Source organism: Leptospira kemamanensis (genome assembly GCF_004769665.1).
In the GTDB taxonomy this organism is placed as follows: Bacteria; Spirochaetota; Leptospiria; order Leptospirales; family Leptospiraceae; genus Leptospira_A; species Leptospira_A kemamanensis.
Map to the genome: position 1 here is coordinate 229,627 of NZ_RQGG01000043.1, position 12,110 is coordinate 241,736.

Annotated in this window: 9 protein-coding genes; 2 read left to right on the forward strand and 7 right to left on the reverse strand. The window is 40.7% G+C overall.

What is annotated here, in order from left to right; translation table 11 throughout:
• The 4 genes from EHQ59_RS15430 to EHQ59_RS15445 all read right to left on the reverse strand — a co-directional run bounded on the left by EHQ59_RS15430 (position 1) and on the right by EHQ59_RS15445 (position 5,650).
• The gene (locus EHQ59_RS15430; RefSeq protein WP_135620555.1) at positions 1-1,326 is read right to left on the reverse strand and encodes a TolC family protein; all 1,326 of its coding nucleotides are present in this window, start codon (positions 1,324-1,326) and stop codon (positions 1-3) included.
• Positions 1,323-1,946 (reverse strand): inorganic pyrophosphatase, encoded by a 624-nt coding sequence (locus tag EHQ59_RS15435; RefSeq protein ID WP_135620557.1) that lies wholly within the window; start codon positions 1,944-1,946, stop codon positions 1,323-1,325. The genes EHQ59_RS15430 and EHQ59_RS15435 overlap by 4 nt, the downstream gene beginning before the upstream one ends.
• Complete coding sequence (locus tag EHQ59_RS15440) at positions 1,947-5,249, reverse strand: efflux RND transporter permease subunit (RefSeq protein ID WP_135620559.1); 3,303 nt, start codon at positions 5,247-5,249, stop codon at positions 1,947-1,949.
• Positions 5,250-5,323: 74 nt separating this feature from the next.
• Positions 5,324-5,650: a hypothetical protein gene (locus EHQ59_RS15445; RefSeq protein WP_135620560.1), complete on the reverse strand. Its 327-nt coding sequence runs from the start codon at positions 5,648-5,650 to the stop codon at positions 5,324-5,326.
• 153 nt (positions 5,651-5,803) lie between these two features.
• Between EHQ59_RS15445 and EHQ59_RS15450 the strand changes: the two genes are divergently transcribed.
• Complete coding sequence (locus EHQ59_RS15450; RefSeq protein ID WP_012388301.1) at positions 5,804-6,124, forward strand: bactofilin family protein; 321 nt, start codon at positions 5,804-5,806, stop codon at positions 6,122-6,124.
• Positions 6,112-8,127, forward strand: a complete 2,016-nt coding sequence (recJ, locus tag EHQ59_RS15455; RefSeq protein WP_135620562.1) for a single-stranded-DNA-specific exonuclease RecJ — start codon at positions 6,112-6,114, stop codon at positions 8,125-8,127. Before EHQ59_RS15450 ends, recJ begins: the two co-directional genes overlap by 13 nt.
• Positions 8,128-8,299: 172 nt before the next feature.
• On the opposite strand, the gene EHQ59_RS15460 is transcribed toward recJ, so the two are convergent.
• From EHQ59_RS15460 to EHQ59_RS15470, 3 genes are all read right to left on the reverse strand, one after another.
• Positions 8,300-8,833: a cupin domain-containing protein gene (locus tag EHQ59_RS15460; RefSeq protein WP_135620564.1), complete on the reverse strand. Its 534-nt coding sequence runs from the start codon at positions 8,831-8,833 to the stop codon at positions 8,300-8,302.
• 92 nt (positions 8,834-8,925) lie between these two features.
• A complete protein-coding gene (locus EHQ59_RS15465; RefSeq protein ID WP_135620566.1) occupies positions 8,926-10,368 on the reverse strand; it encodes an NADH-quinone oxidoreductase subunit N in 1,443 nt (480 codons plus the stop codon).
• A gap of 1 nt (position 10,369) precedes the next feature.
• Positions 10,370-12,109, reverse strand: a complete 1,740-nt coding sequence (locus tag EHQ59_RS15470) for a complex I subunit 4 family protein (RefSeq protein ID WP_135620568.1) — start codon at positions 12,107-12,109, stop codon at positions 10,370-10,372.
• Between the last annotated feature and the right edge of the window lies 1 nt (position 12,110).

Here is a 12,110-nt window from a genome sequence, read left to right on the forward strand (position 1 = left end):
TTAATACTCCGAAGAATCCATTTTTCCTATGGATGCTTTATAACTTTCCAAAGCGTTGTAATAGAGATAAATGATTTCATAATAACTCCGAAGGACACTAAGATAGTTTTTTTCTGCTTCTAAAAAGGTAACCAAATTGGAAGCTCCGCGAATGTAGGCAAGCCTTGACTTCTCTTGCACTTCTTTGTTTTTTTCGAGTAATCCCATTTTTTGGTAATCGAGTAACTGAGATTCTCTGGCTTGTAATTCTTTGATTGCGGCTGAAATTTCAGAAAGGATTTCATTTCGTTTGGCATCCACATCAAATCCTAATTTCTTATAAGACTCTTCTGATTTTAGAATTTCCCCTTGTTTCCGATCAAAGATAGGAAGAGGAGTTGCCGCATAAATCCCTGCTACGTTTTCATTTCCTTTGTTTAAAAACTCAACCCCAAGAGTGAGAGGTGGAATGATTTCTCGTTTTTTCAATTCGATATTCATTCTCTCTCGTTGTTGTCTGATTTTTAACGCAACAAGGTCAGGCCTTTCTTCAATATCAAAATCGTTCAAATCAATCCCAAATTCTTTTGTGGAAATAAACTCAAGCCTTCCTTTCACACTGAGAGGAGAATTGATATCCGATATCCCAATTAACACACGTAAGTTTTTTACAACCTGAGCCCTTAGAATCCTAGCATTTCGATATTCCCTTTCGATTTGCACACGTTCCAAAGCCAAACGATCGTATTCCAAAAATGAAATGTCACCTTTTTCGGCACGTAACTTGGTTAAGTCGAGAAGGTCTTGGTAATTCTCCAAAAACTCTTTTTGGTAATTAATTTGTTCCGTTACATACAAATATGTCCAAAAATTTTGGCGAAGTCGTAATCGAAACATCCGATCAAAATCACGAAAACTGGCAATGGTTGCTAAAAACTCTTGTTTGGCGACTTTTTCTCTTTGCGGAATGACACCACTCATATCAAACGGTTGGTTATAAATGAAAGATGTTTCTGGAAGACCTGTCCCTGAATTCTTAGATGCTCCGATAAACTGCTGTTGCATATTGACAATGGGATTGTAATACAAACTGGCAGTAATGATATCACCTCTTGCCATCCCAATGTTTTGTTTTTCACGCAAATACAAAGGGTTACTGGTAACAGCAAAATCTTCTAGTTCATCCAAGTTCCATTTTTCTTTGGCATCTTGAGCTCTAGAATCTTCCCCTAAAAAAAATAACTCATCTTTGGAATGTAACTCATAAACAGCCTTTTCTTTAGAAAAAAGACCGGATGGTAAAATTCCAAAAATAATAATCAGGAGTAATCTATTTACATACTTCATACAGTTACAAATTTTTTGATATAATCCTCTATACCATATTGAATGACTTTGATTGCTTCCGCTCGATCATACACTTCTGTAATTTCGACTGTTCCTGTGGAAGGAGAGTTCGGATCTAATTTATATGTGAGAAAATAATGGTGAAGTTTATTGATGAGAGCTTTTGGCACTTCCGAAATTTCTTTGATTTGCCCAAATACCTCATCTCCTTTCAAAACCGCGACAATTTTGTCATCAGCTTCCCCTTTATCAATCATCCGTAGTCCCCCTATCGGAATCACGGTGAGTATCATGTTTCCATGTGTGATTGGATTCACACTTAACACACATATGTCGATTGGATCTCCATCACCTTGGATATCAGGTCTACCTACCACATCCGAACAATGTTTGCCCGAAGCTTCTCCTGAAAAAGTTCGAGGGATAAATCCATATAAAGTTGGGGAACGGTTACTATATTTTTGTGGACGATCCACACGAATAAAACCAGAGGCTTTATCAATTTCATATTTTACCGTGTCTTGTGGTGTGAGTTCGATAAAAACATCTAACTCATCTGGAGCTTTTGGTCCAAGCTCTAATCCATGCCATGGGTGTGCTACGTAATAATTCGGTTTCATTTATTTCCTCTTTCGTTTTGGTTTTTGATTTTCTTTGGATGGTTTCCCATCTTCTTCTATCATACTTGTTTTGTCTTCCATCTCGTCCGCATGACTAAGTCCATGGGAAGAAGAATGGACTAAATCAGATGATTTGTATTTTTTCATTTCTTCGACAAAGTAATCATTCATCTTTCTTTCTCGTTCCATTTGTCTTAACTCTTGTCTTTGAGCCAGTTTCACTAAAAACTCAAATGCAATTGGTAATAAAAATCGAGACAAGATAGTGGCGACTAGAACTCCACCCATTACCACAGTGGCAAGAGGCCTTTGGACTTCGGCACCAGCACTAGAGGCAATCGCCATCGGTAAAAAACCAATGATGGCCACAAGTTCTGTAGTGGCTACGGCCCTTAGTGTATACACCGCTGCATCCACTACTGCCACCGAAGGATCTCTTGTGACTTTTAATTGGTCTTTTAAGGCAGATGCATACACTACCCCGTTTAAGACCGAAATACCGGCAGCAGCAATGAATCCAACACCAGCCGGAATCGAAAACGGAAGTCCTCTCATCACAAGAGATAAAATTCCACCCGATAACGATAATGGTACGAGGATAAACACACCTAACGCATAATATACACTACCAAAAGCAATGAATAACATACCAAAGATGATGGCACCCGCAATCGGAATCACTATCGCCAACCGGTTTTTGGCACGTGTGAAGTTTTCAAACTGCCCACCCCAATCCACATAATACCCTTGGGGTAAATTTGTTTCAATGGATTCAGTTGCCGCTTGGACATCATTCACAAATCCAATCATATCGCGACCACGAACGTTTACTTCTACGAGAATCCTACGTTTGAGTCCTTCATGATACAAAGCAGCAGGTCCTTCCGTCATCACAATGTCCGTTACTTGTCCGAGAGGAACTGTTCCCCCGAGTTCAGTCATAACGGGAACATTGGAAATGACACCTAAATCGGTCACATCGGCATCGAGGCGAACAATCAAATCGAATCTTTTGTATCCTTCATACACCTTACCGGCATTAAATCCCACTCGCAAAGTTTCAATGGTGGTGAGGACTTCTTCCGCTCTCACTCCATAACGCGCCATATTCCCACGGTTCATTTTGATTTCCAAAAGAGGAAGACCGAGAATTTTTTGAACACGTAAGTCAGCGGCACCTTGGATCTTTTTGATTTTGGATGCGTAATTGTCTGCTATGGCTTTTAGAGATTTTAAATCATCTCCATAAATTTTGATCACGATGTCTGCTTTCGATCCAGATAACAAGGCATTGACGCGGTTTTCGATCGGTTGCGACAAACTAATGTAAGATGATGGTACATTTTCATTGATCGAGTTTTTCATTTTTTCCATCAGTTCTTCTCGATCTTTTGCGGTGACCCATTCTTTTTTGGGTCTTAACTTCACCATCATCTCCCCTTCTTCCGAACCAATGGGTTCTGCGGCAGATTCTCCACGACCTTGTCTCGAAACAACACTCACTGCTTCTGGAAATTTTAAGATGACTTTTTCCATCTCCAAATTGAGATCCCTAGAGTGGTTGATGGCCGTTGAGGGAAGGCGTTTGATATCAACTGCAATTTCTCCTTCATCAATCCTTGGTAAAAATTCCGAACCCAAGGTGGATGCGAGCATAAAAGAAAGTACGACAACACCTATTCCCGCATAGGTAAATTGGCGTTTGAATTTCATTCCATACGTGAGGACCTCAGCATATTTGTTTTGGAACTTATCCCAAAACGCTGACTCATGTAAAATTGGTTTTTTGTAAATGTACGACATGAGTGCAGGAAAGGTTGTAATGGAATACAAAAGTGCTGCACCTAACGCAAAAGCAACGGTAATTGCCATTGGTCGGAACATCCGTCCTTCCACACCTTCTAGTGTCATCAGTGGTAAATATACGAGTAAAATAATCCCCACACTAAAGGCGGAAGCCCTTACCACTTTGATACAGGATTCCATAATCACATCTTCGATTCCATCTTCCATGTCTTGGGCCGACGTTTTCGAGAGGAGAAAACTCTTTCGAATGAGAAACCCATGAAGTGTGGACTCTAACATCACAATGGAACCATCCACTAGAAGTCCAAAGTCGAGAGCTCCAAGAGACATCAAGTTTCCGACAATTCCAAAAGCATTCATGAGAATTGTGGCAATCATCATGGACACAGGAATCGCCAAAGCAACAGCAAACGCGCCTTTGACGGTGCCAAGAGTCAAAATTAAACATACCAAAACGATGATGGCAGCTTCGACTAAATTGGTAAAAACAGTGGAAAGTGTACGACCAATGAATTCAGAACGGTCATAATACACTTGAATCTTCATCCCTTGCGGGAGTCTCGATTCAATCTCTTTCATCTTTTCTTTCACACGACCAACCACTTGTAGGGAGTTACTTCCCAGTAACATCATGGCAGTTCCCCCTACCACTTCCCGTTTTCCATTCATGGTGCTGAGACCAAACCGAAGAGCAGGTCCAGTTTCCACGCGTGCAATTTGACCGAGAGTGAGCGGAATTCCATCTCTCGAAGTGCGGACAGAAAGCCTTGCAATGTCATCAATGGATTTGAATTGGCTTTCTCCCCGAATGACAAACTGTTCTTCCCCTTTTTGGATGTAACCACCACCTAGGTTTACGTTCGCTCCTTCCAGAGCTTCTGTAATATGGGAAAGTGTTAAATTATGAGATAACAGCCGTTTGGGGTCGATTTTAATCTGAAACTGTTTGGCATCCCCCCCCACAACGTTTACATCGATGATCCCTTTTACGGAACGAAGTTGTCTTGCCACTTCCCACTCCATGACGGTGCGGAGTTCTTCCGGAGTGTGACTTTCGGAAACCAAGGCAAATTCATAAATATCCCCAAGACCAGTCGCTATCGGCGACAACTCTGGATTCCCGTAGGATTTGGGGATAAAATTCTCTGCTTGTTTCAAACGTTCGTTCACAAGTTGCCTTGCAAAATAAATATCCGTGCCATCTTCAAAGATGACGGTCACAGAACTCACACCTGTTCGTGAGATGGAACGAATTTCTGTTACCTTTGGCATCCCGTTAAACTCGAGTTCAATGGGATAAGTGATAAACTGCTCCACTTCCAGTGGTGATAATCCAGGAACCGAGGTAACAGCAGAAACTTGTACGTTTGTCACATCGGGAATCGCATCGATGGATAAATTGAGTGCGTTATAAAAACCCACAATGGTAAGGGCTGCTGTGATTACGAGAACCGTAGCCCTTTTGTGAATGGAAAACTGAATGATTTTTTCTAACATAATACCTATTTCAAATATGATTTCACCCTACAATTTGGTTTTGGTAGGGAATGGACGTAAATTACATGCAACGTTTACGCCAAAGTAGGCGGAGGGAGGTAAAGAAAGAAAAATAAGATCGATATTTCAGTAAAAAATTCCGTTTCTGTGGTCAAAATGGAGAAACGATTGAGGCAAATCTTGACTAGGGAGTGTTCTCGTTTGTTTGGAACGAGTTTGAGAACCTGATTGGATTCCTTGGAGGAAGAGAGCACACGAGTCGTTTCCTCTAACTCGTAGGTTTGGTATTGGAAGTCCAAATCTTCGAGAGGTGAAACAAACCGGTCGTCAACCAGGTTTAGATTGATGAAAACCGCTAGAAGTAGGATGAACCCAGACTTCCAGAAGCGCCTAATTTTCACTGCTGTTTCCTATTCTTGAGACCCAGTTTCAGAGATGGAACCGAAGCGACAAGAGAATTCCCTTCAAAATATGAACTTTTTTCCATTTATAACAAAATGGTAAGAACGATAGAGTTGCCAAAACTCTACTAGAGAGGAACACTATCCCTACTGATGAAAGACGAATCGATAGACACCATTATTAGCGACGACATCACGTTTCGCGGAACCCTTTCCTTCAACCAAACTTTAAAAATCAAAGGCCAATTCAAAGGCACCATCACTTCTCATGGCAAACTCATCATTGATGAAACAGGTGATGTAGAAGCAGATGTGGAAGTAGGAAGTTTAGTTGTCCTTGGCAATTTGAAAGGCAATGTAGATGCGAAAGAGAAAGTGGAACTCAAAAAAAATGGAAAGGTTGTAGGTGATATCAAAACTCCTGGTCTTGAAGTGGAATTTGGTTCCAAAATCATTGGCAATTGCATCATGTAACAAAGGTTCACTTCGGACCACTTTTATCCGAAGTTCGAACCAAAGTTGATTCCAAAAGACCCATCCTTCGTTATCTAGTAGATAAAAGGGAGGGTCTAAAAAACACCCACCCTAAAGAACTACTTGTTTCTGATTTTTCCTGTTTCCATTCACCCTTCTCTCTTCCCGATATCACAGAAGCTGTAAACTTACTTCTTACTTATGCAAAAACCAATCGAAAGATTTTACTGTATGGAGACCGCGACTCTGATGGAGTGAGTTCTACTTGTTTACTTGCTTTCTTTTTGCGTTCGCACCCTGAGTTTCAATCTGCGCATCTAGAAGTGATGGTATCTTCCGAAAGTGATCCGTACGGCCTTTGCAAAGAAGCAGTCACTAAAATTAAAAAAGCAAAACCAGATCTCCTCGTCACACTAGATTTTGGTTCGAGCCAAGCTGATGAAATTGAGTCCTTAACAGAACTTGGAATCCAAGTGATCGTTCTCGACCACCATGAAGTGCCTGTTCGTATTCCCAAACACTGTGCCTTGGTAAACCCAAGACGAACTGACTCAGACTACCCTGAAAAAAAAATCTGTACCGCAGCTCTTTCCTTTAAACTAGTATCAGCGATTTTATTTCGCGAAAGTTCAGAATGGAACAAACTGTATGCAAAAACCATCACAAACGAAGATGGATCTACGGAGATAGTTTATTTCCAAAATGGAATCAAAGTACAAAAAGGTTCATCCACTTCCTCGACTTCTTCGGATATGGCAGGACAAGAGAGTTCCAAATCTGATAACCAAATCGAATCCAATTTTGACTTTTCAAAAAAAGAAGTTCATCCTTACCCTGAAGACTTCACCACCAATGTTCCGTTAGATGACGAACGAAAACTCTTCTTTTACCAATGCCAAAAAATCCCTCAGTTTTTTGAACAATTAGAAGAAGAAACGGATCTTGCAGGCATTGGTACCATCACAGATATGATGCCCCTTGTAGGAGAAAACAGACATTTTGTGAAACTTGCCTTGGAATCACTCACCAAACTTTACATAGGTGATAAAAAAAGAAAAGGTTTAAAAGAACTATTAAAAGAACTGAAACTCAATCCAAATGGAATCACAACAAAAGATTTGGGTTGGTCCATTGGCCCTGTGGTCAATGCAGCTGGTCGGATGGGAAAAACAGAAGAAGCAGTTTCTCTCCTTTTATCCGAATCAGAAGCAGATGCTAAAACAAAGGCCAAAAATCTTCTTTCGATCAATGAAGAAAGAAAAGAACGCACGAAACGGAATATGGACCGGGTAGAACGGTATTTTGCAAGAAAACCAGAGCGCACTGGACACGAAGTGGTGTATTGTTACGAACCCGATATGGAACCAGGTGTAAGTGGAATTGTAGCCACAAGAATGGTGGATACGTATAAAAAACCTGCTATCTTTGTAGCACCTGATAATGGTGATGCGAGAGGTAGCATTCGGTCCTATGGACCAGAAAATGTATTGGAACTCTTAGAGTCCCTATCCCATCATTTTTTGCATTTTGGAGGCCATCCAGAAGCAGGTGGATTTTCCATTACGATCGATCAGCTTCCTAAGTTCGAATCCGAATTGTATGAAAAAGCAAAACTTTGGTTAAGCGAAGATAAAGACCGTCCCAAAGAACACCTGATCGAAACGGACTTTACCGTTTTACCAGAAGAAATGAATGAAAAACTTCGTAAGGAATGGATGGACTTAGAACCCTTTGGTCAAGGGAATCCCGATATCAAATTAGGAATCAAAAATGCAAAGGCAATTCATCTAACTCCCCTTAGCGGAGGAAAACATGTTCGATTTCATATTGTAGGCAGTGGTTCCTTAAAGTTTATGATTTGGAACAAAGGGGAAGAATTCCAAAACTTTATGTCAAAACATGGAAGTTTTGATTTGGTGGGAAGTTTGGAAGAAAACTTTTACCAAGGGAGATCCAGTTTACAATTCATCGTAGAGTGGTTTGGGAAATCGGAAACCAAGTGAACTCAATCAATTAATAAATTAAAAATATAGAAAACAAATTCCAAAACAAACTTCTCTCTATGATACAAGAGCGTAATTGATTTGAAACTCTGTGAAACCCACTCAAAGAACCCAAAAGTTGGTTCAGGAGAATGGGTTTTTCAGTAACTTTAAAACGGGCTTTTTAAATCTGTTAGGCGTTGATGAGCACTTTTGACTCATCTACATACACAGGAGTCCAACCAGAGTTGTCTTTAAAATAGCGAACCGCTTTGATTCGAAGATTTTTGTCCAAAGTGAACCAGTGATTGGTATTGGCAGGGATCGAAATAAAATCACCTTTTCCTACATGCACTTCAAAACGTTCCCCATCGATGATGAACCCAAAAATTCCACTTCCATCAATGATATAACGAACTTCTTCATCCGTGTGGATGTGCAGTTTGTCAAACTTTGCTAACATATCGCTTATGCCAGGCACCTCATCATGTAAAACCACGAGGTCGTTTGCTTTGTAACCATGCTCTTTTTTCAATTGGTCAAAACGGTATTCCAAACCAGAAAGGACTTCTTCTTTTTCCGCATCGGATAAACCTTTTTGGCCAAGGATGAGATCCAAGGATTCAGGAGTTTTGTAAGACTCGTATACAAGACCTTTTTTGGTGAGAAAAGCCTTCACTTGGTCTTTGTCCTGGATCGTTTCTTGTTTTCTTGCTATCGTTGCCATTCGCATTTACCACCTTTCCACTAGCCTTTTCCCCTTCCTCTGGGAAGCAACTCGTTTTTCGCTATCCTGGATGTAATTCTGTTATAACAGATTTAGAGTAAGGCACCTGGTTGGAAGAAAATCCATCCTGCCGTGAAAAACACACAGAGTAAAAAGACCAAAAATCCAAGAGTAGGCATGGATGGGAGTTCCCGAACTCCTGCCACAGCTCCTGTTTCTTGTTTCATATAGGACTGGATCGTGATTTTCATGTAGTAGTAAAACGCGACACAAGAGTTTGCCACCGCACCAAAAAGAAGGATTCGATTGAATAGGAGATCCGACTCTGCGATTTTTTGTAAGAGGAAAAGTTTTGTCCAAAAACCAATGAGGGGAGGAAATCCAGCAAAGGACAAAAAGATCACACTGAGGGCAAGAGCCGTTAACGGATGTTCGCCGCTTAAGTGAGAAATTCCATTCACAGTCACTTCCCTATTGCCTTGTTCCAAATAGGAAATGATGGCAAAAGCAGCAAGGTTCAGTAAAGAATAGGAAAATAGATAATACAAAGCCTCAAGACCTGCGCCGCAACAAATCCCAGCAACAATGTATCCGGCATGAGAGATGGATGAGTAAGCTAACATCCGTTTCAGGTTTTCTTGTTTGAGAGCCACAATATTTCCCCAAGTCATGGAGATAAGGGCAATTGTTCCCATTAACACTTTCCAAACACTTCCAATTTCACCCATAGGAATATGATTGAAGAGAATTATGACAAGCCCAAGAGCAGATGCCTTTCCCGCACTTGCCATAAAACCAGTGATAGGCGTTTGTGCTCCTTCATACACATCAGGTGTCCAAGAATGGAAAGGAACCAGTGCTGCTTTAAAGGAAACTCCCACTAAAAATAATCCCAGTCCCAGTTTGGAGAAGTTTGCTTCATAACCTTTTAAAAACAATCCACGTAAGGCACCATCTAAGTTGGTTGTTCCAGAACCACCGTATAAAAAGGCAATTCCAAGTAACATAAAACCAGAACTAAAGGTTCCGAGTAAAAAATACTTCATTGCACTTTCCAATGAGGAAACAGATGTCCTTGCCATTCCGATCATCACATACAAAGCAAGAGAAAGAATTTCCAAACCAACAAAAATCACAATGAGATCATACCCTGAAGTGAGAAACATCATCCCAGACAAACAAAAAAGCAGTAAGGGAAAGAACTCAGGGAATAACGTTTTATGTTGTGATAAAAATGGAGGCGCAATGAGAAGTGTGATGAGACCAGCCAATAGATAAATCGCACTGAGCCAAACGGTAAGTGGACTGATCGAAACTTGTGAACCAAAAAACTTTCCATACCCTGGAGAAGTTGTAATGTGATACAGCGCATACATTGCCGCAAGGATTCCCAACAGAGATAAAACCCAAAGGGGTTTCCCCTCTTCTTCTTTGGGAATCAAAAACTGGACAACTAGGGAAAGTAAAGCAACTCCGCAGAGGATGAGCATGGGAGAAATTGCGATCAAATCATTGGAAGAAGGAGTATACGACATGTTAGTTTCCTTGTTTCTCGTTTGGGGTTGGTTCCAAATCAAAATCAGACTCAATGGAGTTTTCTATATTCTCTAAATTGTCTTCTGGTTTTGGAATTGGATTCTGAATGGAAACAAAACTTGGTAAAGCAAATGGAGACTTAAACGCCCCTAACCTTTCTTCGTAAGACTTCGGTTCCCTTCCTAAACTTAAGTAATCAGGATACAAACGGTCTAAGCCTGCACCTAAAAAATCTTTTTGGATCGTTTTGCGTTCCGTGATTGATTCTGTAGAAGAAGCATTCAGAAAGACATTCGAAGAAGAATGTAAAATGTCTAAAAATGGTTTTGGATAAAGTCCAATCCAAAAAATAAATACAACGAGCGGTGTTAAAATTCCAATTTCTCTAAATGTGAGATCTTTGTATGGTTTGGCTTGTATGGTTTTACTCACACCAAAGAGGAATCGTTTCACAAACCATAACAAGTATAAGGCACCAAGCACAACTCCCGTTGCCGCAATCCCACCAAGCCATACATTGGATTTCAGCGCTCCCATGAGGATGAGAAACTCACCGACAAACCCGTTTGTTCCTGGAAGGCCAATCGAAGAAAGCACTGCAATGAGAAAAAATGTTGAAAAGATTGGCATCTGTCCCGCAAGACCACCAAACTCGGATATGTTTCTTGTATGAGCTCTTTCATAGATCATACCAATCATAAGAAAGATCATCCCTGTGGAAATTCCATGGGATACCATTTGTAACATCCCACCAACCACACCTTCTGTCGTAAAAGAAAAGATCCCTAAGATACAAAACCCAAGGTGAGACAAGGAACTATAAGCAATGATTCGTTTGATGTCGGTTTGGACCAGGGCCGCCATCGATCCGTACACAATTCCAATCACAGCTATGGTTTGCACCCCTGTTTGAGAAAAAAGACTTTGTTCTGGAAAAAAGGGAATACAAAAGCGTATGAAACCATAGGCCCCAATCTTTAACAATACACCAGCAAGGTCCACCGAACCAACGGTAGGTGCTTGGGTATGCACATCAGGCATCCAAGTATGGAAAGGGAAAAGTGGGATTTTGATCGCAAAAGCGAGAAAAAAACTAAAAAACAAAAACCATTGGAGTGGCTCCGAATACATCGCAAGGCTTGCCGTTGATAATGATTCAATGGATGTTTTTCCTGTTTTAAAATAAAGTGTTAAAATCCCACCTAACATAAACAAGGAACCGGCCATGGAAAATAGAAAGTATTTGAGTGCGGCTTTGGTTCGTTCTTCCCCACCCCAAATTCCAATCATCAGCACCATTGGAAGCACCATAAGCTCCCAAAACACATAAAACAAAACTAAGTTCCCTGCGGCAAAAACCCCAAGCACTGCTGTTTCCAATACAAGTAAACAGATATGGAATTCTTTGATCTTTTTGGGAATATTGGACCAAGAGGCAATGCTCGACAAAAAGAACATAAAGGCAGTGAGAGCAAATAAAAGAAGGGACACTCCATCAAGACCCACATGGTAATCCACACTGAGTTTGCCAGAAAGGATCCAATCCGGAATCCAATGTACAAATTGTAATCCAGACTTAGAAGCATCATAAAAGAAAAAGAGACCCACCGAAAGAATCGTTGTAAACGCAGAGGATAAAGCAGAGATGACTACCACTGCCCCCACACGTTTTTGCACTACAATCAGTAAAGAGGAAACGATTGGTAAAAAGATAATGATGGATAAAATTTGCTCCGGCACC